The sequence below is a fragment of the Pseudarthrobacter sp. NIBRBAC000502771 genome (assembly GCF_006517215.1).
Classification (GTDB): domain Bacteria; phylum Actinomycetota; class Actinomycetes; order Actinomycetales; family Micrococcaceae; genus Arthrobacter; species Arthrobacter niigatensis.
In genome coordinates, this window is the sequence record NZ_CP041187.1 from 3870083 (window position 1) to 3894991 (window position 24909).

General features: G+C 64.0%; 16 protein-coding genes, 3 rRNA genes and 1 pseudogene. 4 read left to right on the forward strand and 16 right to left on the reverse strand.

Annotated features, from left to right (window positions below; translation table 11 throughout):
* Nucleotides 1–13: 13 nt before the first annotated feature.
* On the reverse strand, nt 14–1915 hold the full coding sequence (locus NIBR502771_RS18040; protein ID WP_141160911.1) for a propionyl-CoA synthetase: 1902 nt from the start codon (nt 1913–1915) through the stop codon (nt 14–16).
* 172 nt (nt 1916–2087) lie between these two features.
* Between NIBR502771_RS18040 and NIBR502771_RS18045 the strand changes: the two genes are divergently transcribed.
* From NIBR502771_RS18045 to NIBR502771_RS18060, 4 genes are all read left to right on the forward strand, one after another.
* Nucleotides 2088–2744 (forward strand): GntR family transcriptional regulator, encoded by a 657-nt coding sequence (locus tag NIBR502771_RS18045; RefSeq protein ID WP_141160912.1) that lies wholly within the window; start codon nt 2088–2090, stop codon nt 2742–2744.
* On the forward strand, nt 2737–4257 hold the full coding sequence (locus NIBR502771_RS18050; protein ID WP_141160913.1) for an MmgE/PrpD family protein: 1521 nt from the start codon (nt 2737–2739) through the stop codon (nt 4255–4257). The genes NIBR502771_RS18045 and NIBR502771_RS18050 overlap by 8 nt, the downstream gene beginning before the upstream one ends.
* The gene (prpB, locus tag NIBR502771_RS18055; RefSeq protein ID WP_141160914.1) at nt 4257–5159 is read left to right on the forward strand and encodes a methylisocitrate lyase; all 903 of its coding nucleotides are present in this window, start codon (nt 4257–4259) and stop codon (nt 5157–5159) included. The genes NIBR502771_RS18050 and prpB overlap by 1 nt, the downstream gene beginning before the upstream one ends.
* A 74-nt stretch (nt 5160–5233) precedes the next feature.
* Nucleotides 5234–6373, forward strand: coding sequence for a bifunctional 2-methylcitrate synthase/citrate synthase (locus NIBR502771_RS18060; protein WP_141160915.1), 1140 nt, complete (start codon nt 5234–5236; stop codon nt 6371–6373).
* Between the two features lie 62 nt (nt 6374–6435).
* On the opposite strand, the gene NIBR502771_RS18065 is transcribed toward NIBR502771_RS18060, so the two are convergent.
* The 15 genes and pseudogenes from NIBR502771_RS18065 to tyrS all read right to left on the reverse strand — a co-directional run bounded on the left by NIBR502771_RS18065 (nt 6436) and on the right by tyrS (nt 24907).
* On the reverse strand, nt 6436–6942 hold the full coding sequence (locus NIBR502771_RS18065; RefSeq protein ID WP_141160916.1) for an 8-oxo-dGTP diphosphatase: 507 nt from the start codon (nt 6940–6942) through the stop codon (nt 6436–6438).
* Between the two features lie 62 nt (nt 6943–7004).
* Nucleotides 7005–8042, reverse strand: coding sequence for a site-specific tyrosine recombinase XerD (gene xerD, locus NIBR502771_RS18070; RefSeq protein ID WP_210411252.1), 1038 nt, complete (start codon nt 8040–8042; stop codon nt 7005–7007).
* Complete coding sequence (locus tag NIBR502771_RS18075) at nt 8042–8701, reverse strand: NUDIX hydrolase (protein ID WP_141160917.1); 660 nt, start codon at nt 8699–8701, stop codon at nt 8042–8044. Before NIBR502771_RS18075 ends, xerD begins: the two co-directional genes overlap by 1 nt.
* A gap of 25 nt (nt 8702–8726) precedes the next feature.
* A complete protein-coding gene (locus NIBR502771_RS18080; protein ID WP_141160918.1) occupies nt 8727–10502 on the reverse strand; it encodes a CTP synthase in 1776 nt (591 codons plus the stop codon).
* 28 nt (nt 10503–10530) lie between these two features.
* Nucleotides 10531–12269: pseudogene (gene recN / locus NIBR502771_RS18085) on the reverse strand (DNA repair protein RecN).
* A gap of 4 nt (nt 12270–12273) precedes the next feature.
* On the reverse strand, nt 12274–13299 hold the full coding sequence (locus NIBR502771_RS18090; RefSeq protein ID WP_141160919.1) for an NAD kinase: 1026 nt from the start codon (nt 13297–13299) through the stop codon (nt 12274–12276).
* 13 nt (nt 13300–13312) lie between these two features.
* Nucleotides 13313–14128 (reverse strand): TlyA family RNA methyltransferase, encoded by an 816-nt coding sequence (locus tag NIBR502771_RS18095; RefSeq protein ID WP_141160920.1) that lies wholly within the window; start codon nt 14126–14128, stop codon nt 13313–13315.
* Entirely contained in the window at nt 14128–14379 is a 252-nt protein-coding gene (locus NIBR502771_RS18100; protein WP_141160921.1) for a hypothetical protein, read from the reverse strand. Before NIBR502771_RS18100 ends, NIBR502771_RS18095 begins: the two co-directional genes overlap by 1 nt.
* 9 nt (nt 14380–14388) lie before the next feature.
* A complete protein-coding gene (locus NIBR502771_RS18105) occupies nt 14389–15378 on the reverse strand; it encodes an HAD-IIA family hydrolase (RefSeq protein WP_141160922.1) in 990 nt (329 codons plus the stop codon).
* A 6-nt stretch (nt 15379–15384) separates the two neighbouring features.
* Nucleotides 15385–16296: a hypothetical protein gene (locus NIBR502771_RS21055; RefSeq protein WP_246839723.1), complete on the reverse strand. Its 912-nt coding sequence runs from the start codon at nt 16294–16296 to the stop codon at nt 15385–15387.
* Nucleotides 16278–17291, reverse strand: a complete 1014-nt coding sequence (locus NIBR502771_RS21060; RefSeq protein WP_246839724.1) for a hypothetical protein — start codon at nt 17289–17291, stop codon at nt 16278–16280. The genes NIBR502771_RS21055 and NIBR502771_RS21060 overlap by 19 nt, the downstream gene beginning before the upstream one ends.
* 400 nt (nt 17292–17691) lie before the next feature.
* Nucleotides 17692–17808, reverse strand: a 5S ribosomal RNA gene (rrf, locus tag NIBR502771_RS18115).
* A gap of 162 nt (nt 17809–17970) precedes the next feature.
* Nucleotides 17971–21098 (reverse strand): 23S ribosomal RNA (locus NIBR502771_RS18120).
* Nucleotides 21099–21568: 470 nt separating this feature from the next.
* A 16S ribosomal RNA gene (locus tag NIBR502771_RS18125) occupies nt 21569–23092 on the reverse strand.
* Together the 16S, 23S and 5S rRNA genes form the textbook arrangement of a ribosomal RNA operon.
* 501 nt (nt 23093–23593) lie before the next feature.
* Nucleotides 23594–24907, reverse strand: a complete 1314-nt coding sequence (gene tyrS / locus NIBR502771_RS18130; protein ID WP_141160924.1) for a tyrosine--tRNA ligase — start codon at nt 24905–24907, stop codon at nt 23594–23596.
* Nucleotides 24908–24909: the final 2 nt, after the last annotated feature.

The following is a 24909-nucleotide window of genomic DNA, read 5'->3' on the forward strand; positions in this document are numbered from 1 at the left end:
CCCGGCGGTGCCGTCAGCCGGCGTCCGTCCCGCCCCGGAGGGCGCCGATCAGCTGGTCAATGACGCCCGGATCCTCGATGGTGGAGGGCACCGTATATTCGTCGCCGTCGGCGATCTGGCGCATGGTCTTGCGCAGGATCTTTCCGGACCGGGTCTTAGGCAGCGCGTCCACCACCGTCACATGCTTGAAGTCCGCCACGGCACCGATGTCCCGCCGAACCAGTGCCACCAGGTCCTTGGCCAGGACGTCTTCGGGGATGTCGACCCCGGATTTGAGCACCACGTAGCCGCTGGGGCGCTGGCCCTTGAGGGGGTCGGCGAGCCCGATCACGGCGCACTCGGCGACGGCAGGGTGCTGGCCGATCACCTGTTCCATGGCGCCGGTGGACAGCCGGTGGCCGGCAACGTTGATGATGTCGTCGGTGCGGCCCATGACGAACAGGTACCCGTCCTCATCGCGGTAGCCGGAATCGCCTGTGGCGTAGCAGCCGTCGAAAGCCTGGAGGTAGGACGAGATGAAACGTTCGTCGTTTCCCCACAGGGTGGTCAGGGTGCCCGGCGGAAGGGGCAGCCCCAGCACGATATTGCCTTCGATCCCCGGTTCGACTTCCCCGCCCCCGCCGTCAAGGACCTGCAGCCGGAACCCTGGCATCGGAACGGTAGGGGAACCGGCCTTGATGGGCAGCGGCTCCAGTCCACGCGGATTGGCGCAAATGGCCCAGCCGGTCTCCGTTTGCCACCAATGGTCCACCACGGGCACGCCCAGGACCCGGGAGGCCCAGTGGAACGTGTCCGTGTCCAGCCGCTCGCCTGCGGCGAACAGCGTCCGCAGGCTGGAGACATCGTAGTTTCGCAGCAGCGATGCTTCAGGATCGGCCTTGCGGATGGCCCGCAGTGCCGTTGGTGCGGTGAACAGCACGTTGACCCGGTGGTCCTGCACCACGCGCCAGAACGCCCCGGCGTCGGGCGTGCCAACCGGCTTTCCTTCGTACATCACCGTGGTGGCCCCGGCCAGCAGCGGCCCATAGACGATGTAGGAATGCCCCACCACCCAGCCGACGTCCGACGCAGTCCACATGACGTCACCGGGGCCGATGTCGTAGATATTTTCCATGGTCCAGCGCAGGGCGACGGCGTGGCCGCCATTGTCGCGGACTACCCCCTTGGGCGCGCCGGTGGTCCCGGAGGTGTACAGGATGTAGAGCGGGTCCGTGGCCTGCACGGCGACAGGGGCCACAGGCTGGGCCGAGTCCATGGCCGTGTCCCAGTCCAGCCAGCCGGCGTGGTCCGCAGCGGCCGACACGAAGCCGGCGCGTGCCTTGACCAGGACGGGGATGTCCGGCGCGCCGGCCAGCCCAAGGGCCTCGGCGACCGCCGGGAGGTACTCGATGCGCCGGGACGGTTCGATGCCGCCGGACGCGGTGACCACCGCAGCGGGGGCGGCATCGCGGATGCGCGCGGCAAGCTCCTTCGGTGCGAAGCCGCCAAAAACCACTGAGTGCACCGCACCAAGCCGGGCGGTGGCCAGCATGGCGATGGCAGCTTCCGGGATCATGGGCATGTAGATCACCACACGGTCTCCCTTGCCGACCCCGTGGCTCCGCAGCACGCCGGCAAAGCGTGCCACGAGGTCCGTCAGTTCCGCATACGTGTAGCGCTGCTGCGTTCCCAGCATGGCGGAGTCATGGATCAGGGCGTCCTGCCCTCCGCGGCCTTCTGCCACGTGCCGGTCCAGGGCGTTATAGCAGGTATTCAGGGCTCCGTCAGGGAACCAGCTGTACAGCGGCGCCCGGCTGGAGTCCAGGGCCCTGCCGGGCGGAGACGTCCAGGAGATTTTTTGCGCTGCCTCCAGCCAAAATTCTTCCGGCTGTTCGACACTGCGGCGGTAGCTGTCCCGGTAGCTGTTGGTGACCATGAGGTTATCCCGTCCACGACGTTGTGATGCTGCCCATGGTAGACGCCGGCAGGGGCAGCCGACAAGAGTTTTGTATACAGAGTTGCGCCCAACTCCGCTATTTCTAAAAACTGCTGGCCTCTTTTCTTCGGCTGTGTATACACTGATGGTGTCACCGAGGAAGGAGGACACCATGCGAGCCAGCGACAAGGCCTACGCGGCACTGCGGGACGACATCATCGAATGGCGCCTTGCGCCCGGTACCGTCCTGGCCGAGGTGGAACAGTCCGAACGCCTTGGCGTCTCGCGCACACCGCTGCGGGAGGCGCTGGGCCGCCTCACGGCGGAAGGGCTCACGACGGCGGGCGGCCGCGGCGTCGTCGTCACCGACATCTCCCTGGAGGACATCGACGAACTGTTCGAACTGCGCCAAACCCTGGAGGGCAAGGCCGCGGCACTGGCTGCCCGGCGCGGGGATACCGCCACCTTTGAGCGCCTGCAGTGCGAGCTGCTCAATGCCCCCGCGCTGATCAGCGGCGGGGACCCCGCCCTGCATGATTACTACGAACTGGTGGGCAGGCTGGACACAGCCATCGACGCCGCCATCTCAAACTCCTACCTGGCCCAGGCCATGCGCAGCCTGCGCGTGCACCTGGTCCGGATCCGCCGGCTGGCCGCCGACGACGCCAACCGCCTGACCGCCGCGGCAGCCGAGCACGCCGCCATCGCGGAGGCCATTGCCGCCGGCAACCCGGCACTCGCCGAGGCGGCAACGATCGTCCACCTGCACCGCAGCCTCTCCCACGTCAAAGCGACCCACGCATCCCACCCGAAGGAGCACCATGGTTAAGGAACACCACGTCCGCGTCTACAAGAGCGAAGAAAACCTCCCCCGCGAGGACCAGCTTGCCTACAAGATCGCCCAGGTGGCGGCAGATCCCGTCGCCGTCACGGACGAAGTGACGGACATGGTGATCAACCGCATCATCGACAACGCCTCGGTGGCCATCGCCTCACTGAACCGTGCTCCGATCGTCGCGGCCCGGGCCCAGGCCCTTACCCACGGTCCCAGCACCGGCGGCAAGGGCTCCAAGGTCTTCGGCATCGAGGAACGGGTTGCACCGGAATGGGCTGCCTGGGCAAACGGGGTAGCCGTCCGCGAACTCGACTACCACGACACTTTCCTGGCAGCCGAGTACTCCCACCCCGGTGACAACATTCCCCCGATCCTTGCCGTTGCCCAGCACGTTGGCGCCAGCGGCCACGACCTGGTCCGCGGCATCACCACCGGCTACGAGATCCAGGTCAACCTGGTCAAGGCGATCTGCCTGCACAAGCACAAGATCGACCACGTCGCGCACCTCGGTCCCTCGGCTGCCGCCGGTATCGGCACACTGCTGGGCCTCGACGTCGAAACCATCTTCCAGTCAGTGGGCCAGGCACTGCACACCACCACGGCGACCCGGCAGTCACGCAAGGGCGAGATCTCCACCTGGAAGGCCCACGCCCCGGCGTTCGCCGGCAAGATGGCCATCGAATCAGCCGACCGGGCCATGCGCGGCCAGACCTCACCGGTGCCGATCTACGAAGGCGAAGACGGCGTCATCGCCTGGATGCTCGACGGTCCGGACGCGTCCTACCTGGTCCCGCTCCCCACCCCGGGCGAAGCCAAGCGTGCCATCCTGGACACCTACACCAAGGAACACTCCGCCGAGTACCAGGCGCAGGCCTGGATCGACCTGGCACGCAAGCTGCACCGTGAACATCCTGAGGTGACTGACCCGGCCAACGTCGAATCAGTCCTGATCAAGACCAGCCACCACACCCACTACGTGATCGGCTCCGGCGCCAACGACCCCCAGAAGTACAGCCCCACCGCCAGCCGGGAAACCTTGGACCACTCCATCCCGTACATCTTCACCGTTGCCCTGCAGGACGGCGCGTGGCACCACGTGGACTCCTACGCACCGGAACGCGCCGCACGGCCGGACACCGTGGAACTGTGGCACAAGGTGACCACGGAGGAGGACGCGGAGTGGACCCGGCGCTACCACTCCCTGGACATCGCAGAGAAGGCCTTCGGTGGTTCCGTGGAGATCACGCTGAAGGACGGTACGGTCATCACCGACCAGATCGCCGTCGCCGACGCCCACCCGCTGGGCGCCCGGCCGTTCGCCCGCGAACAGTACGTCAACAAGTTCCGCACCCTCGCCGCCGGGCTGGTGGAGGAGGCTGAAATCGAAAGGTTCCTCGCCGCCGTCGAACGCCTCCCCGAACTGGCCGCCGGCGAGCTGGACCAGCTGAACATCACTGCAGCGCCCGGGGTCATCGACCTGGCGGCGGCACCGAAGGGACTCTTCTGATGCTGTATTCGAAGACCACCCCCGAGCAGAAGCGGATCCGGTTCCGGGAACTGCTGTCCTCCGGCACCATCCAGCAGTTTCCGGGCGCGTTCAATCCGCTCTCCGCCCGGCTCATCGAGGAAAAGGGCTTCGCCGGGGTCTACATTTCCGGCGCGGTCCTTGCCAACGACCTTGGCCTGCCGGACATCGGCCTGACCACCCTGACCGAGGTAGCCACCCGGGCCGGGCAGATCGCCCGCATGACCGACCTGCCTTCGATCGTCGACGCCGACACCGGCTTCGGTGAGCCGATGAACGTGGCCCGCACGGTGCAGGAGCTGGAAAACGCCGGCCTGGCCGGCCTGCACATCGAGGACCAGTTCAACCCGAAGCGCTGCGGCCACCTGGACGGCAAGAACGTGGTGGACCTGGATACCGCCACCAAGCGGATCCGGGCCGCAGCGGATGCCCGCCGCGATCCGAACTTCCTCATCATGGCCCGCACCGACATCCGCGCCACCGATGGGCTGGAGGCGGCGCAGCAGCGGGCGAAAGCCCTGGTCGAAGCCGGCGCAGACGCGATCTTTCCCGAGGCCATGAAGGACCTCAGCGAGTTCAAGGCCATCAGGGACGCGGTGGATGTGCCGATCCTGGCCAACATGACCGAGTTCGGCAAGAGCGCACTGTTTACCGTGGATGAACTGGCCGGCGTGGGCGTCAACATGGTCATTTATCCGGTCACCCTGCTCCGTAGTGCCATGGGCGCTGCTGAGCGTACTCTGGAATCGATCAAATCCGACGGCACCCAGGAGGCACAGGTTCCAAGCATGCTGACCCGTGCCCGGCTCTACGACCTTGTTGACTACGAGGCCTACAACCACTTTGACACCGGGGTCTTCAACTTCCGGATCCCCGGAACCTGACATCCGCCCTGGCACCACACCGGAACGCCGGCACCTGCCGGACACCTGGCTTTAGGAACAAAGGAGTTTCAGCAATGGCTGAAAATGAGATCAAAAAGGGCCTCGCCGGCGTCGTGGTGGATTACACCGCCGTCTCCAAGGTCAACCCTGACACCAACTCCCTGCTCTACCGCGGGTACCCGGTCCAGGAGCTGGCCGCCCGGTGCAGCTTCGAGGAAGTGGCCTACCTGCTCTGGAACGGCGAATTGCCAACCACGGAGCAGTTGGCGGAGTTCACCGCGAGGGAACGCGCGGGCCGCGCCCTTGACCCGGTGGTCAAGCAGGTCATCGACGCCTTGCCTGTGACCTCGCACCCGATGGACGTCTGCCGGACCGCGGCCTCCGTGATGGGTGCCAGGCATCCGCAGGCAGAGGACTCCTCGCGCGAGGCCAACATGGCCAAGGCCGTTGACCTGTTCGCCGCCATGCCGGCAGTGGTGGCCTATGACCAGCGCCGCCGCCACGGCCAGGAGCTCGTGGAGCCGCGCGATGACCTGGGCTATTCGGCCAACTTCCTGTGGATGGCCTTCGGCGAGGAGCAGGTTCCGGAGGTGGTGGAGGCCTTCAACGTCTCGATGATCCTCTACGCCGAGCACTCCTTCAACGCATCCACGTTCACCGCCCGCGTCATCACCTCGACGCTTTCGGACCTGCATTCGGCAGTGACCGGAGCCATTGGTGCACTCAAGGGACCGCTGCACGGCGGAGCGAACGAAGCTGTGATGCACACGTTCGACGAGATCGGCATCCGGCAGGAGGAGTCCCTCGAGGAGGCTGCGGCGCGGGCGAAGGCCTGGATGGAGGACGCCCTGGCGCAAAAGAAGAAGGTCATGGGCTTCGGCCACCGCGTCTACAAGCACGGCGATTCCCGGGTTCCCACCATGAAGGCCGCCCTGGACAAGATGATTGCCCACTACGGCCGCCCCGAACTGCTGGGCCTGTACAACGGCCTGGAAACTGCGATGGACGAGGCCAAGGCCATCAAGCCGAACCTGGACTACCCGGCCGGGCCCACCTACCACCTGATGGGCTTCGACACCCCAACCTTCACTCCCCTGTTCGTGGCCAGCCGGATCACCGGCTGGACCGCGCACATCATGGAGCAGCTGGACGCCAACTCCCTGATCCGGCCGCTGAGCGAATACAACGGCGTGGAGGAACGGCACCTTCCCTAGCGCTGGCGTGGAACGCCCGACGGCGGGGCGGGCACTTTGGTGCCTGCCCCGCCGTCGGCGGTTTAGCTGTCCAGTGGGCGGCCCGCCTGGCCCAGGAGGCTGCGCGATGAGGCGACCGACTCATTGTCCGTGGCCATGGTGACCACCACGTTGACCTTCCGGCCTTCCAGCACCACCGGAAGCCAGTGGTCCGCGTCCTGCCACATCCGGTCCACGGGAAGGGTGTCCACGCGGAACCAGCCGGGGAGGATTTCGTCGCTGGGTTCCGGTTCGCCCTCCCAGGTGCGGGCAGTGAACAGGCTGGTTTCCATGTCCCACTCAGGCCGGGACGGGAAGACAAAGTGCACGCTGCCGGCATCACGGAGGTCTTCCTGCCGCAGGACCACACCGGTTTCTTCCAGGACTTCCCGCACCACGGCCTGCGCGTGCGACTCCCCCGGTTCCACATGGCCGCCAATGCCCACGATTTTGCCTTTGCCAAACCCCGTCTGCTTGAGCCCCAGAAGGACCTCGGAACCGTTCTCCCCATCACGGAGAAGGAAGCATAGGGTCACAGCGGCTGCGGTCATGGCACCAGCTTAATGTCAGGGCGGGCGCCGGTGACCGCCCCTGTCGTTCGTGTCCGCGGGTCCTAGCCCAGTGCCCGTGGGTGGGCCGCGGCGTAAATCTCGCGCAGCGTATCGGCGGTGACCAGGGTGTACACCTGGGTAGTGGTCACGGATGCGTGGCCCAGCAGTTCCTGCACCACGCGGACGTCCGCGCCGCCTTCCAGAAGGTGGGTGGCGAAGGAGTGGCGCAGCGTGTGCGGTGACACGTCGCGGGTGATGTTGGCCTTCTCCGCCGCCGCCTTCAGGATGGTCCAGGCACTCTGGCGGCTGATCCGCCCGCCGCGGGCATTGAGGAACAGCGCGGGCGTGCCCTTGCCTTTGGCGGCAAGCAGCGGACGCCCGCGGACCAGGTAGGCATCGAGTGCCCGGGCCCCGTAGGAGCCCAGCGGCACCAGGCGTTCCTTTGACCCCTTGCCGAACAGGCGGACGATCGCGGGCCCGGATCCCGGTTCGGCGAGGGAGATGTCGTCAACGTCCAGTCCCACCGCTTCGCTGATCCTGGCCCCGGTGGAGTAAAGGAATTCAAGCAGGGCGCGGTCCCTCAGCCCGGTGGCGGTGTCAGTTCCTGCCGCTTCGAGGATGCGGGTCACTTCAGCGACGCTGATGGCTTTGGGGAGCCGCTTGCCGGCCATGGGCGGGTGTACCTCGCTGGCTGGATCCGCCGTGGTGTGGCCCTCCAGGGCCCAGAACTTGTGCAGGCCCCGGACGGCCACCACGGTCCGGGCGGCGGAACGCACGCCCAGGGCCGAGCCGCCGTCGGACCCGTCCGAGAGGGCACGGACGTACCCCGTCACGTGGTGCCGGGTGATGTCACCGGGGCGTGTGCAGCCGGCTCCGGCGAGGTAGCGGGCGTACCTGGCCAGGTCCCGCCGGTAGGCTGCGAGCGTGTTCGCGGCCAGCCCGCGTTCGACGCCGAGGTGCTGGAGATAGTCGGTGATTCCACGGTCGATCGCGGCCGGGACGGGGTCCGGGGCGCCGCCTGCTGTTGCCCCGTCCGCTGAGGCGGCGTCCGGGGCCCGCTCGGCCTCCGGGACCGCTTCAGCCGATGGACCAGGCACCATCAGCGCTGGCTGGGGTGGGCGGGCCAGGGGGCGTCGGCGGGGCGGAGTCCCTCATAGCTGGAAGAACGGGCAGCGGCAGCGGCAAGGATCCCGACGACGGCGGAAGGGTTATGCAGGCGGCCGGCCAGGACGGAGGCCACGGCATCGTCCAGGCTGATCCAGTGGAATTCGATCTCCGCTTCCTCGTCCGTCCGCTCGTGGCGTTCGTGGTGCGGCACCTCGGTGAGGTCGCGGGCCAGGTAGATGCGGATGGCCTCGCTGGACGATCCGGGGGAATTGAAGACATCGGCCAGGACGTTCCAGGTGCCTGCCGCCAGGTCCGCTTCTTCGGCGAGTTCCCGCGCCGCCCCCACCACGAAGTCCTCGCCTTCGACGTCCAGCAGGCCCGCGGGGACTTCCCAAAGGTCCATGCCAACGGGGTGCCGGTACTGCTTCAGCAGCAGGACCTGGCCTTCGTCATTCATGGGCAGGACAGCGACGGCGCCCGGGTGGTCGATGTAGTCGCGGGTGAGGGCGTCGCCGGACTCGGAGAGCTGGAAGGTATCACTGACGACGTCCCAGATCCTGCCCTGGTAGACCTTCTCCGTGGACAAAAGACGGCGCGGGCTTGGTGCATCCGAAACCTGTTTGGCAGGGGTGGCTTCAGGTGTACCAGGCATCGCGCCGTCCTTTTTGTTCTGTTGACTACTTAGCGGTAACGCTACCCGATACTGCAGGCTCCTCCGCCGCGGGGGCAGCCGTGTCGGCAGTGGCCTGCTGGCCCGCGCCCTGGTGGTCCAGGGCCGCCTTGATCAGGCCGGTGAACAGCGGGTGCGGGCGGGTGGGCCGCGAGCTCAGCTCGGGGTGCGCCTGCGTTGCGACGTAGTACGGGTGGACGTCGGCAGGCAGCTCAACGAATTCGACGAGCTTGCCGTCCGGGGAGGTGCCGGAGAAAACCAGGCCCTTCCCGGCAATCTGCTCGCGGTACTTGTTGTTGACCTCGTAGCGGTGCCGGTGGCGTTCGCTGACCGTGGTCTTGCCGTAGGTGCCGGCGATGACCGAGCCCTCGTCCAGCTTGGCTTCGTAGAGTCCGAGGCGCATGGTGCCGCCGAGGTCGCCGCGGCCTTCGACGAACTCCAGCTGCTCTTCCATGGTGGCGATGACCGGGTACTTGGAATCCGGCTCGAACTCGCTGGAGGAGGCACCTTCCAGGCCCACCACGTTGCGGGCATACTCGATGACCATGCACTGCAGGCCAAGGCACAGGCCCAGCACAGGCAGCTTGGTTTCGCGGGCGAACTTCAAGGCACCGAGCTTGCCTTCGAGGCCGCGGATGCCGAAGCCGCCCGGCACGCAGATGGCGTCCACGCCGTCGAGCGCCTTGATGGCACCCTCCCGGGTTTCGCACTCGTCTGAGGGAACCCACCGGATCTTGACCTTGGCCTCGTTGGCGAAGCCGCCGGCGCGGAGGGCCTCCGTGACCGAGAGATAGGCATCCGGAAGGTCGATGTACTTGCCCACCAGCGCGATTTCGACCTGGTGCTTGGGGTTGTGGACGGCCTCCAGGAGGCGGTCCCAGCTGGTCCAGTCCACGTCCTTGAACGGCAGGTCCAGGGCGCGGACGATGTAGGAGTCCAGGCCCTGGGAGTGCAGCGTCTTGGGGATGTCGTAGATGCTGGGAGCGTCCGGGCAGCCGATGACTGCTTCGAGGTCGACGTCGCACATGCGGCCGATCTTGGCGCGCATGGCCTCGGGGATCTCGCGGTCGGACCGGATCACGATGGCTTCGGGCTGGATGCCGATGGAGCGCAGTGCTGCCACCGAGTGCTGCGTGGGCTTGGTCTTCAGTTCCTGGGACGGTCCGATGTACGGGACCAGCGAGACGTGCACGAAGAAGACGTTGCCGCGGCCAACATCCTGGCGGACCTGGCGGGCCGACTCGAGGAACGGCTGGGACTCGATGTCGCCAACGGTGCCGCCGATTTCGGTAATGATCACGTCCGGGGCGTTCTTGCCCTCGGCGGGCAGCCGCATGCGGCGCTTGATCTCGTCCGTGATGTGCGGAATGACCTGGACGGTGTCGCCGAGGTATTCGCCGCGCCGTTCCTTGGCGATCACAGTGGAGTAGACCTGCCCGGTGGTCACGTTGGCCGAACCTTCGAGGTTTTCGTCAAGGAAGCGCTCGTAATGCCCGATGTCCAGGTCCGTCTCGGCGCCGTCGTCCGTGACGAAGACCTCACCGTGCTGGAAGGGGTTCATCGTGCCCGGATCCACGTTCAGGTAGGGATCGAGCTTCTGCATCGTGACGGACAGGCCGCGGGCCCGGAGCAGGTGACCGAGGCTGGATGCCGTCAGTCCCTTGCCGAGGGAGGATGCCACACCGCCGGTGACGAAGATGTGCTTAGTCATCTTGGAGGAGCCCGGGAACCGGGAATTTACACGGGAATTTGATCGCTGCACCACGGAATTCGAGCCTATCATCAATTGCGCCGTCCCGTGGCTGTTCCCGTCAGGCCCGCTGCGGCAGGAGCTTGGCGTCGTCCAGCAATTCCTGGGCGTGCGCCCGGGCGGACTCGGAGTCCTCCTGGCCGGCCAGCATGCGGGCGAGTTCACGCACGCGTTCCGGGCCGTCAAGGAGGCGGACGTCACTGGAGGTGAATCCGGTGGCGGTGCCCCCGTCGGCTCCCCTGGTGGACGTCTTGGTCACGGTGATGTGCTGGTCCGCAAAGGCAGCAACCTGGGGAAGGTGGGTGACCACCAGAACCTGCACGTGCTGCGCCAGCATGGCCAGGCGGCGGCCGATCTCGACGGCGGCGCGTCCGCCCACACCGGCATCCACCTCGTCGAACACAAACGTGGGAACGGGGTCGACGGCCGCCAGCACCACTTCGATGGCCAGCATCACGCGGGACAACTCACCGCCGGACGCGCCCTTGCCCAGCGGACGGGCCGGGGCACCGGAGTGCGGCTGCAGCAGGAAGCTGATGTCGTCCGCACCGTGCGGACCCAGCTGCCCGGCGGGCTCGAGGTTGATCACCAGGGTGGCGTCTGCCATGGCCAACGCCTTCAGCTCGGCGCTGACCCGGGAAGAAAGGTCCTTGGCCGCCTTGGTGCGGATCTTGCTGATGGCTGCGGACTGCTTGGTCAGTTCCGCTTCGGCGCGGACCACGTCCGCGTCCAGGGCCTCGATGCGGGAGGAGTCGTCCTGCAGTTCGTCGTACCGGACGCGCGCGGTTTCGGCCCACGCCAGCACCTCATCGATGGTGGGGGCATACTTGCGGACCAGCTTGGCCAATGCTGCCCGGCGGTCCTCGATTTCGGCGAGCCGTTCCGGCCCCTCGGTGTCCAGGCCGGCCTGGTAACTCGCCAGTTCGGTGGCGATGTCGTTGAGCAGGAAGCCAACTTCCGCCAGCCGGGCGGCCGCCGAGCCGAGTTCGGCGTCGTGCTCGGCCACATGCTCCAGGGTGCGTTTGGCGGAGTCCACCAGGGTGGTGGCGTCACCGGTTTCGCCGAAGTCCTCGGCGATGAGGGCCTGGTGGGCCGTGCTGGCCGCGATCCGGAGCTCCTCCACGTTGGCCAGCTTGACGGCCTCCGCCTTCAGGAGCTCGTCCTCCCCGGCTGCGGATCCACCTCGTCTATTTCGGCGAGGGCTGCCTCCAGGGATTCTGCCTCGCGCAGCCTGTCCCGCGCGGCGCTCCGCAGGCTGTCCAGTTCTGCCTGGTTGGCCTTCCACCGGCTGTACAGCTCCTGGTACGCGGCCAGGGGGCCGGCGAGGTTGTCGCCGGCGAACTTGTCCAGGGCTTCCCGCTGTGCTGTGGCGCTTTTGAGCCGGATCTGGTCCGACTGGCCGTGCACCACTACCAATGATTCGCCGATTTCGGCCAGGACGCCCACCGGGGCAGCCCGCCCACCGAGGAAGGCGCGGCTGCGCCCGTCGGCACCCAGGCGGCGGGCCAGGATCAGCTCGGCGCCGCCGTCGAACTCTTCCGTGTCGGCGCCGGCGTCAAGGGCCCGGGCAATGGCCGGGTGCCCGGCGTCGAGCTTGAGCACCGCTTCCGCGGTGGCACTTTTCGCGCCGCTCCGAACGGCTCCGGCGTCGGAGCGCGCCCCCAGCAACAGTCCGACGGCGGTGACCACCATCGTCTTGCCCGCGCCGGTTTCACCGGTCACCACGCTCAGTCCCGGGCCGAGCGGGAGCGTTGCATCGGTGATGACGCCGAGGTCGCGGATTCTCAGTTCTTCAAGCATGGATTCACTTCGCAGTCGACGGATCGGGATCGCTGCCGGGGTTCTCCGCATTCGGGACCGGCAGCGGCGGCATGGGCCGGGGCGTCCGCACAATGGGGATAGGGCCGGTGTGCACGGCATCGGACTTGGGGACCGGGCCGCGCCAGCCGTGGATGGGCAGCTCGAACTTGCGGACCAGCCGTGCCGAAAAGGGCGTCTGGTGGGTGCGGGCCAGGCGGACCGGGGTGGCCGACTTGGTCACTTCCACCCGCGCGCCCGGCGGCAGGTCCACGGAGCGCCGGCCGTCGCACCACAGCACCCCCTGGGCGTCGGTGCGGCCCAGAACCTCGACGGCGAGCCTGGACCTGGGCGACACGACAAGGGGCTTGGCGAAGAGCGCGTGGGCACTGATCGGCACGATCACCAGAGCCTCCACCTCCGGCCAGACCACGGGTCCACCGGCGGAGAACGCGTAAGCCGTGGAGCCCGTGGGGGTGGCCAGCACAATGCCGTCGGAGCCAAAGGACGTCAGCGGGCGCTCGTCCACTTCCGTGACGACTTCCAGCATGCGTTCCCGGTTGGCTTTTTCGATGGCGGCTTCGTTTAAAGCCCAGGTGTGCCAAATCTTCTGGCCGCGGACCCAGACCTGGACATCGATGGTCATGCGCTCTTCGACGGTGTATTCCCGGCTGGCAATCCATTCGACGGTCTGGGCAAGGTCCGCCCGCTCACTTTCCGCCAGGAAGCCCACGTGGCCCAGGTTCACGCCCAGCAACGGCACATCCACCTCGCGCACCAGCTCCGCGGCGCGCAGGATGGTTCCATCGCCGCCAAGGACCATGACAAGTTCCACGTCGGGCAGCTGGACATGGTCGTGGAGCACCTCCACCGGCTGGGCCAGGTGGCCGAAGAACCGTTCCATGTCGCCCAGCTCGGACTCCTGCATCACCGGGACCATGCCGGACGCATGCAGCAGGGCGCAGGCTTCCCAGGCGGCCTTCAGTGACTCCTCGCGGCCGGTGTGGGCAAGGACCAGTACACGCCTGCTCATCAGGTTCCGCTCTCTAGTGGTTAGGCCAGATTTGTCCGAGCAAGGCAGCGGCTGCCGCCTCTCGCTCTTCGATCTTAGGCAAGTCTTGGGTGATCCTGCGTTTTATCCACAGGAAGTATTCGACGTTTCCGTCCTGCCCGGGCAGCGGACTGGCCGCCAGGCCGCACAGGTCCAGGCCGGCGTCGAGCGCTGCCCTGGCCACCTTCTCCACGGCCATCCGCCGCTCACGCTCCGAGGTGACCACGCCGGTGCGGCCCAGGCGGTCCTTGCCGATCTCGAATTGCGGCTTGACCATCAGCACCAGGTCGCCCCCGGGCCCGGTGCAGTCAGCCAGGGGCTGAACCACAAGGGTGAGGGAGATGAAGGAAAGGTCGGCGACGGTCAGGGCCGCGGGGCCGCCGATATCGGCGGGCGCCATGTACCGGACGTTCATGCCCTCGTGGACTTCCACGCGCGGGTCGTCCCGGAGGTGCGGCACCAGCTGGCCGTGCCCGACGTCGACCGCCACCACGTGCGCGGCCCCCCGCCTCAGCAGGACGTCCGTGAAGCCGCCGGTGGAGGCACCGGCGTCAAGGCACCGTTTGCCTTGGACCGAAACGCCGGGGAACGCGTCCAGGGCGCCGGCCAGCTTGTGCCCGGCACGGCTGGCGTAGGTGTCCTGCTCATCGCGCTCGACGGCCAGGTCCCTGCTCTCGTCAACCTGCAGGGATGCCTTGCCGAGGACCTGGCCACCGGAACTCACTTTGCCTTCGGCGATCAACGAGGCTGCATGCGTTCGCGACCTGGCCAGCCCGCGGGCCACCAGGGCCTGGTCGAGGCGTACCGGCATCAGGCGGCCCCGCCATCAGGCACAGTGCCTGGGAAAGCTACGTCTGCGGGATCGCTGTTGAGCGCGGCGAGCAGGTCATCGTGAAGCAGGTTGTAGACGGACTCGTGGTCCGCTGCGGGAAGCCCGGGCAGGTCCAGGAGCCGGGCGACGGACTGCGCCACCTGCGGATCCGTTAGGTCCTGCCGGTCGGCCTGCGGCCATTCCGGTGCCGGCTGGATTGTCGGGTCTTCCGGTTCAGTCAGCTCGGTCATGGAACCAGTCTAGTGATCCAGCCACACCAGCTTGGGCGCCTGCGGGGCTGCGGCGTCAGGCGTCGCGGCCCACCAGGCGGCACACGCCGCCCGCCACGAGTCCAGGTTGTCCTGGCCGCCAATGATGCCCACGGCTCCGTTGGCCACGCGCGCCGTTGACTGCCCGCAGGTGTAGGTGCCGTCGTCGTGCGTCACGTCCGGATATGGACGGTGCAGGTCGGCAAGGTTCGCAATGATGTATTCGGGGCGTTCCGCCGCCCTGGCCGCCAGGATGGTTTCGCGCGTGTCGACCCCGGTCAGTACCGCCACCGTGGCGAAACCGGCGTTATTGCCGCCCAGGATGTCCGTGTCCAGCCGGTCGCCCACCACCAGGGGACGCTCGGCCCCGAGGCGCTTGGCTGCCGAATGGAACAGCGGCGCCTCCGGCTTGCCCGCAACCCGGGGCTGCTGGCCGGTGGCTGCGGCGACTGCGGCGACCAGGGTGCCGTTTCCCGGCGCTATGCCGCGCGCCTGCGGGATGGACATGTCCGTGTTGGTGGCCACCCAGAGGGCACCGGCATTGACCACATAGGTGGCTTCGGCCAGGTCCTTCCATCCGATGGCGGGGCTGAACCCCTGGACCACGGCGACCGGGTCCTCATCCTGCCCGGCTACCGGTACCAGGCCCACCAGCTCAATTTCCCGGGCCAGGGCCGGGCTGCCAGTGATAAGGATCCTGGACCCGGGCGCGAGCATCGAGGCAAGCAGCTCGGCCGCCGCCTGGGACGAACTCACCACCTGGTTGTCCTCTGCGGGTGCACCAAGCTCACGGAGATGCGCTGCCACGTCCGCAGGTGACCGGGATGCGTTGTTGGTGACATAGCCCAGTCCGATGCCCAGCCCCGAAAGCTGCTTCAGCGACTCAACAGCTCCGGGAATGGCGTGGGGACCGGCGTAGACCACGCCGTCCAGGTCGGCGAGGAGTGCGTCGAAGCGGGAAACCAGGGAAACATCGCTCATCTGTGGTCAGTCTTCCCGGCGCTCTTCGTTGTGCTCAGTGCCTGCATCGTCCTGGGCAGCCGTGTCGGCTGCGCTGGTGTCGTCAGCACCGGCGTCGTCGGCGGCCACGGAGTGGAACTCGTCGTGTTCTACCGAGTCCTGGTCCGATTCTGCGTCGTCGGAAACGAAGTAGTCGGCATCCTGGTCGTCGATGCTGCTGTCTTGCGAGGACTTCGCCTCGGCTGCGCGGGCGCTCCCGGCAGCTGCTTCCGTGGAACCTGCTGCGGGCGTTTCGGCCCCAGCGCCCTTGGAGGCCCGGTCCAGCATCCGCCGGCGTTCTGCCTCTTCCCGGGCTTCCTCTTCCTCGTCCCAGCCGAGGTCGATGATTTCGGGTTCTTCGTCAGCGCCCAGGCCCAGGGCATTTTCTGCCACGACGGCCTGCCGGCTCCACTTCTGCGACTCGTCTTCGCGTCCCACCGCAGCCAGCGCATCGGCATAGGCGCGGAAGAGGCGCGGGCTGTAGGAGAACGCGCGGTTCATGTCCAGCTGCGGGATTTCAAGTTCGGCTACTGCCGCGTCAAGCTGGCCCAGGTCGGTGCGCGCACCGGCGGCGACGATTGCCAGTTCCACCTTGCCGGGGGCATCCAGGTCCTGGGCTTCCTCCGAGCGGGCTACGTCGAGGGCGCGGTCCGGGCGGCCCAGGCCACGTTCGCAGTCGGCCATGACGGGCAAGTGAACGTTGGAGCCGCTGATACGGCGGAAGGTGCGGAACTCGCGCAGCGCCTCACCATAGTGGCCGGCTGCGTAGGCCGTGAGGCCCACGGCTTCGCGGACAGCGGCGAGCCTGCCCCCACGACGGCTGGCGGCGAGTGCGTGCTGGAATGCCAGCTCCGGCTCGTCGTCAATGAGGCGGCCCGCCATCACCAGGTGGCGTGCCACCCACTCTGAGCTTTTGGCTTCAAGGGTCTTGATCTGGTGCTGCGTGGCGCGGTCCAGTTCCTTGCCCGTGACGTCTTCATCAATTTCGGGGGAACGTTCCCGGTCCGGACGGTTGGCGCTGCGGAGGTCGGCAGCGTTGGGCACGCGGACAGGACGGTCTTCCTGCCGGTCGCGGCCAAAGCTGCGGGGTCCGGAGCCACGGCCTGACTCGGCGAGGGAATCACCACGGTCGAAGCTGCGGGGTGCGCGATCCTGCCGGTCCCCGAACGGCTTGCGGTTATCACCGCCACCAAAACCACGACGATCACCCTCACCATCGCGACGCGGACGGTCACCAAACGGCTTACGGTCACGATCACCGCCACCAAAACCACGGCGGTCACCCTCACCATCGCGGCGCGGACGATCACCAAACGGCTTACGGTCACGATCACCGAACGGCTTACGCTCGCCACCACCGGCACCGCCACCAAAACCACGGCGGTCACCCTCACCCTCACGGCGCGGACGGTCACCAAACGGCTTACGATCACGATCACCATAAGGCTTACGGTCACGGTCACCGAACGGCTTACGGTCACGGTCACCGAACGGCTTACGCTCGCCATTACCGGCACCGCCACCAAAACCACGGCGGTCACCCTCACCCTCACGGCGCGGACGGTCACCAAACGGCTTACGGTCACGATCACCGAACGGCTTACGCTCGCCACCACCGGCACCGCCACCAAAACCACGGCGGTCACCCTCACCCTCACGGCGCGGACGGTCACCAAACGGCTTACGGTCACGATCACCGAACGGCTTACGCTCGCCACCACCGGCACCGCCACCAAAACCGCGACGGTCACCCTCACCCTCACGGCGCGGACGATCAGCAAACGGCTTACGATCACGATCACCGAACGGCTTACGCTCGCCACCACCGGAAGAGCCGCCGCGCGAGAAATTGTTGCCATCGCGGTCGGAGCGGGACCGGAATCCGCGGGGATCACCGCCGGAGTTGTTGTTGCCGCGGAACGCGCCCCGGTCGTTGCCTCGGTTGCCACCGTTATGCTCGGCCATTTGGATTCCTCCTGTTGTGAGCCGACCACTGGCGCAACTGCAGCCGCTCTTTTCGTTTCCTACGCAACCCGAAATCAAGCGCTTCGAAGTCCGTACATCTTCATCAATTCTAGTGGAGCCACCAAATCCCCCCGGACAGCGCGGGCCCTGGGAGCGGTATCGTGGCCATCTTCACAACGGCGACAGCCTGCGGTGGCCGCTGCCCGCTGCAACCGAGCCGCCGGCCATGGGCTCCGCCTGCCGGACGTCGTTGGTGTCTCCCGTTGGTGTTTGGTGTTTAAATGTGGGAGGCCCCAACCGTGTGGTTGGGGCCTCGACCGTGAATAGTTGTTCCGGCGGTGACCTACTCTCCCACACCCTCCCGGGTGCAGTACCATCGGCGCTGTGGGTCTTAGCTTCCGGGTTCGGAATGGGACCGGGCGTTTCCCCCACGCTATGACCGCCGTAACCCTTGTACCCGAAACCCGCAGGGGGTTGGGAAGTCTTGTGGTTACAACATCCCTGCCCGTGGGCAGGGGGTGGTGTTGTATTCAATTGTTAGGTTCCGCCAACAGGGTTGTTGGTTGGGAACCACATAGTGGACGCAAGCAGAGTTTTGTATGTATCTGTGTGGTGTAAGTTGTTGGCCTATTAGTACCGGTCAGCTTCACGAGTCGTTAGTCCTCGCTTCCACATCCGGCCTATCAACCCAGTGGTCTGGCTGGGGGCCTCTCACACATAAAGTGTATGGAAATCTCATCTTGAAGCGAGCTTCCCGCTTAGATGCTTTCAGCGGTTATCCCATCCGAACGTAGCTAATCAGCGGTGCACTTGGCAGTACAACTGACACACCAGAGGTTCGTCCGTCCCGGTCCTCTCGTACTAAGGACAGCCCTTCTCAAATTTCCTGCGCGCGCAGCGGATAGGGACCGAACTGTCTCACGACGTTCTAAACCCAGCTCGCGTACCGCTTTAATGGGCGAACAGCCCAACCCTTGGGACCTACTCCAGCCCCAGGATGCGACGAGCCGACATCGAGGTGCCAAACCATGCCGTCGATATGGACTCTTGGGCAAGATCAGCCTGTTATCCCCGAGGTACCTTTTATCCGTTGAGCGACGGCCATTCCACAATGTACCGCCGGATCACTAGTCCCGACTTTCGTCCCTGCTCGAGATGTCTCTCTCACAGTCAAGCTCCCTTGTGCACTTACACTCGACACCTGATTGCCAACCAGGCTGAGGGAACCTTTGGGCGCCTCCGTTACTTTTTAGGAGGCAACCGCCCCAGTTAAACTACCCATCAGGCACTGTCCCTGACCCGGATTACGGGCCGAAGTTAGATGTCCAAAGTGACCAGAGTGGTATTTCAACGATGACTCCACCCGAACTGGCGTCCGAGCTTCAACGTCTCCCACCTATCCTACACAAGCCACTCCGAACACCAATACCAAACTATAGTAAAGGTCTCGGGGTCTTTCCGTCCTGCTGCGCGTAACGAGCATCTTTACTCGTACTGCAATTTCGCCGAGTTTATGGTTGAGACAGCGGGGAAGTCGTTACTCCATTCGTGCAGGTCGGAACTTACCCGACAAGGAATTTCGCTACCTTAGGATGGTTATAGTTACCACCGCCGTTTACTGGGGCTTAAATTCTCAGCTTCGCCTTACGGCTAACCGGTCCTCTTAACCTTCCAGCACCGGGCAGGAGTCAGTCCGTATACATCGTCTTGCGACTTCGCACGGACCTGTGTTTTTAGTAAACAGTCGCTTCCCCCTGGTCTCTGCGGCCCCGATCCCCTCCACACCGCGAAGGTGTATCAAGGTTGGGGCCCCCCTTCTCCCGAAGTTACGGGGGCATTTTGCCGAGTTCCTTAACCATAATTCTCTCGATCGCCTTAGTATTCTCTACCTGATCACCTGTGTCGGTTTGGGGTACGGGCGGCTAAAACCTCGCGTCGATGCTTTTCTCGGCAGCATAGGATCACCAAATCCCCCCCAACGGGGGTCCCATCAGATCTCAGGCACCATGAGTGGCGGATTTGCCTACCACTCGCCCTACATCCTTAGACCGGGACAACCATCGCCCGGCTCGGCTACCTTCCTGCGTCACACCTGTTAATACGCTTGCCTCCCAGGATCAGGTCCCGCGCTCCACCAAAACCCTTCACCCACAAGGGGTGTCAGGCAGGTCTCGGGCGGTTAGTATCCCCTGTTCAACATGGACGGTTTTTCGCCGGTACGGGAATATCAACCCGTTGTCCATCGACTACGCCTGTCGGCCTCGCCTTAGGTCCCGACTTACCCAGGGCAGATTAGCTTGACCCTGGAACCCTTGATCATTCGGCGGACGGGTTTCTCACCCGTCTTTCGCTACTCATGCCTGCATTCTCACTCGTGTAGGCTCCACCACTGGTTTACACCGCAGCTTCACCGCCCACACGACGCTCCCCTACCCATCCACACTCCTGAACCACAAAGGCTTGGAAAATATGTGAATGCCACAACTTCGGCGGTGTACTTGAGCCCCGCTACATTGTCGGCGCGGAATCACTTGACCAGTGAGCTATTACGCACTCTTTTAAGGGTGGCTGCTTCTAAGCCAACCTCCTGGTTGTCTGGGCAACTCCACATCCTTTCCCACTTAGCACACGCTTAGGGGCCTTAGTTGGTGGTCTGGGCTGTTTCCCTCTCGACTATGAAGCTTATCCCCCACAGTCTCACTGCTGCGCTCTCACTTACCGGCATTCGGAGTTTGGCTGACGTCAGTAACCTTGTAGGGCCCATTAGCCATCCAGTAGCTCTACCTCCAGCAAGAAACACGCAACGCTGCACCTAAATGCATTTCGGGGAGAACCAGCTATCACGAAGTTTGATTGGCCTTTCACCCCTACCCACAGCTCATCCCCTCCATTTTCAACTGAAGTGGGTTCGGTCCTCCACGACGTCTTACCGTCGCTTCAACCTGGCCATGGGTAGATCACTTCGCTTCGGGTCTAGATCACGCCACTCACACGCCCTATTCAGACTCGCTTTCGCTACGGCTGCCCCACACGGGTTAACCTCGCGACGTAACACTAACTCGCAGGCTCATTCTTCAAAAGGCACGCCGTCACCAGAACAGAGCCGGCTCCGACGGATTGTAAGCACACGGTTTCAGGTACTGTTTCACTCCCCTCCCGGGGTACTTTTCACCTTTCCCTCACGGTACTGGTCCGCTATCGGTCATTAGGGAGTATTTAGGCTTATCAGGTGGTCCTGACAGATTCGCACGGGATTTCTCGGGCCCCGTACTACTTGGGATACTCTCACAGGCGGTACAAACACATTACGGTTACGGGACTAACACCCTCTCTGGCCGGCCTTTCAAAACCGTTCACCTATGCGCGCACATCACACCCCACCAGCCCGGCAGAACTGGTACGGAAAGTCCCACAACCCCGACCATGCAACGCCCGCCGGCTATCACACATGGAACGGTTTAGCCTGATCCGCGTTCGCTCGCCACTACTAACGGAATCACTATTGTTTTCTCTTCCTGCGGGTACTGAGATGTTTCACTTCCCCGCGTTCCCCCCACGCACCCTATGTGTTCAGGTACGGGTCACCAAGTCACTCGCGCGCTCAGCGGGGTTTCCCCATTCGGACACCCTGGGATCACAGTCCGGTTATCGACTCCCCCAGGCTTATCGCAGATTCCTACGTCCTTCTTCGGCTCCTAATGCCAAGGCATCCACCGTGTGCTCTTAAAAACTTGACCACAAAGATCAAAAACAAAAAACACTCGAGAGAACCACAAAAACTGCCCAGCACACCCAAAAGGGCGCACGAACCAGATCCAGGTTCATATTCTTGGAAATTGCTTCTTATACAAGATGCTCGCGTCCACTATGTAGTTCTCAAACAACAACCCCACACCACACACACACGTGCGCGGACCGTCATGGCAGGGAAACCAGAAACAAACAAACCCGAGGCAAAAAACCCCGGCCCTGTTGCCTCAGGACCCAACAGTGTGCCAAACACAAAACCACGCATCCCCACGCCCACCGTTCCAGAACCATCACTGGCTCGTACTAGGAAAGGACACAAAAACACGCGGCCGCTATTTGTTGATATTCCACCCATGAGCACCCGCCACGGAACAATCGTCCGTGCTACGGGCTTGCTTCCTGACAACACCACACCACCAACATGCGCTGGTGACCGGTTGTTGTAGGCGCTCCTTAGAAAGGAGGTGATCCAGCCGCACCTTCCGGTACGGCTACCTTGTTACGACTTAGTCCCAATCGCCAGTCCCACCTTCGACAGCTCCCTCCCACAAGGGGTTAGGCCACCGGCTTCGGGTGTTACCAACTTTCGTGACTTGACGGGCGGTGTGTACAAGGCCCGGGAACGTATTCACCGCAGCGTTGCTGATCTGCGATTACTAGCGACTCCGACTTCATGGGGTCGAGTTGCAGACCCCAATCCGAACTGAGACCGGCTTTTTGGGATTAGCTCCACCTCACAGTATCGCAACCCTTTGTACCGGCCATTGTAGCATGCGTGAAGCCCAAGACATAAGGGGCATGATGATTTGACGTCGTCCCCACCTTCCTCCGAGTTGACCCCGGCAGTCTCCTATGAGTCCCCACCATCACGTGCTGGCAACATAGAACGAGGGTTGCGCTCGTTGCGGGACTTAACCCAACATCTCACGACACGAGCTGACGACAACCATGCACCACCTGTAAACCGACCACAAGTGGGGGACCTGTTTCCAGATCTTTCCGGTTCATGTCAAGCCTTGGTAAGGTTCTTCGCGTTGCATCGAATTAATCCGCATGCTCCGCCGCTTGTGCGGGCCCCCGTCAATTCCTTTGAGTTTTAGCCTTGCGGCCGTACTCCCCAGGCGGGGCACTTAATGCGTTAGCTACGGCGCGGAAAACGTGGAATGTCCCCCACACCTAGTGCCCAACGTTTACGGCATGGACTACCAGGGTATCTAATCCTGTTCGCTCCCCATGCTTTCGCTCCTCAGCGTCAGTTAATGCCCAGAGACCTGCCTTCGCCATCGGTGTTCCTCCTGATATCTGCGCATTTCACCGCTACACCAGGAATTCCAGTCTCCCCTACATCACTCTAGTCTGCCCGTACCCACCGCAGATCCGGAGTTGAGCCCCGGACTTTCACGGCAGACGCGACAAACCGCCTACGAGCTCTTTACGCCCAATAATTCCGGATAACGCTTGCGCCCTACGTATTACCGCGGCTGCTGGCACGTAGTTAGCCGGCGCTTCTTCTGCAGGTACCGTCACCTTGCGGCTTCTTCCCTACTGAAAGAGGTTTACAACCCGAAGGCCGTCATCCCTCACGCGGCGTCGCTGCATCAGGCTTGCGCCCATTGTGCAATATTCCCCACTGCTGCCTCCCGTAGGAGTCTGGGCCGTGTCTCAGTCCCAGTGTGGCCGGTCACCCTCTCAGGCCGGCTACCCGTCGTCGCCTTGGTAGGCCATTACCCCACCAACAAGCTGATAGGCCGCGAGTCCATCCAAAACCACAAAAGCTTTCCACCAACCACCATGCGATGGAAGGTCATATCCGGTATTAGACCCAGTTTCCCAGGCTTATCCCAGAGTCAAGGGCAGGTTACTCACGTGTTACTCACCCGTTCGCCACTAATCCACCCACAAGTGGGCATCATCGTTCGACTTGCATGTGTTAAGCACGCCGCCAGCGTTCATCCTGAGCCAGGATCAAACTCTCCGTTGAAAACAAACAGACACAACCAAAACCACCGGAAATAACGGCGCCAAAGGCTGCACAAAATTTGAAACCAGCCAAAAACACCAAACCACACCACAGGGGCGGCACGATTCGGCAAATTCAACCAATCACATTACATAATCGGTATCAACAAACTTGGCACACTATTGAGTTCTCAAACAACAGACACATTCGAATATTCCCGGAACAATTCAGAAAGAATTTCTTTTCCGTATTTCTTCGCTGCGATGTTTTTATCTTATTTCATTCTTGTTCGCTTTTGCAAATCCGGCTATTTTCCCGGAATTCACTCAACGGAATGAATCCGCCCAGCAAAAAGGGGAGCAATTTTCGTTCCATGCACCGCATGGCCGAGAATTGCTTCTCAATATCAGTTGGGGGTTTGTCACCACTCAGCGGCGGCGACTCAGAAAACAATACACGCCCCTCCGCGGCCGCGCAAATCGGCTGCAGAGGGGCGTGCAGGTGGTAGGTTGCGCTCCCGCGTCAGGGAACAAGAACCTCGACGGTTGCCAGGTTCTTCTTGCCCCTGCGCAGGAGCAGGTACTGGCCATGCAGGAGTTCCGACTCCGCAATCACGGCTTCAGGATCGGAGACTTTTTCGTTGTTCACATAAGCTCCCCCTTCGCCCACGGTCCGGCGCGCGGCGGACCTGCTCTCGGAAAGGCCGGAGGCCACCAGCAGGTCCACGATTCCCATTTCGTCCACCTGGACTGTGGTGGAAGGAAGCTCGGAGGTGGCAGCCTGCAGCGTTGCCTTATCCAGCGCAGCCAAGTCGCCGTTCCCAAAAAGGGCAGCCGAAGCGGCGATGACCTTTTCGGTGGCGTCAACGCCGTGAACCAGGGAGGTCACCTCAAAGGCGAGCTTCCGCTGGCCTTCGCGGGCGAACGGACGCTCCGCCACCGACACTGCGATCTTTTCGATCTCGGCGCGCGTCAGGAAGGTGAACACCTTGAGCCGGTCCACCACGTCCGCGTCGGCGGTGTTGAGCCAGAACTGGTAGAACGCATAGGGGCTGCACATGCCGGCGTCGAGCCAGATGGCGTTGCCTTCGCTCTTGCCAAACTTGGTTCCGTCAGAGTTGGTGATCAGCGGGGTTCCCAGGGCATGGACGCTCTTGCCCTCAACCTTGCGGATCAGCTCCGTACCGCTGGTGAGATTGCCCCACTGGTCCGAGCCGCCGGTCTGCAGTACACAGCCGTAGTCGCGGTAGAGCTGCAGGTAGTCCATGCCCTGCAGGATCTGGTAGCTGAACTCGGTGTAGCTGATGCCTTCATCCGAGTTCAGCCGGGATGCCACGGCGTCCTTGCGAAGCATGGTGCCCACGCGGAAATGCTTTCCCACCTCACGCAGGAAGTCGATGGCGCTCAGCGGCGCCGTCCAGTCCAGGTTGTTCACCATCCTGGCGGCGTTGTCCCCGTCGAAGCTGAGGAAGCGCTGAACCTGGGCCTGCAGGTAGCCAACCCACTCCGCTACCGTGTCCTTGGTGTTCAAGGTGCGTTCCGCCGTCGGACGCGGGTCCCCGATCATGCCGGTGGAGCCTCCCACGAGGCCGAGTGGGCTGTGACCAGCCAGCTGAAGCCGCCGCATGACCAGGAGCTGAACCAGGTTACCCAGGTGGAGGCTTGGCGCGGTGGGGTCGAAGCCGCAATAGTACGTGACCGGCCCGTTGGCGAGGAGCTTTTCGAGCTCCGCTTCGTCGGTGGAGACATGGACCAGCCCACGCCACTTCAGTTCCTGCCAAATGTTGGCGAAAGTGGGGTCGTTGCGCTGCGGTTCGAGGTTGTTCAGTTCAGGCACGC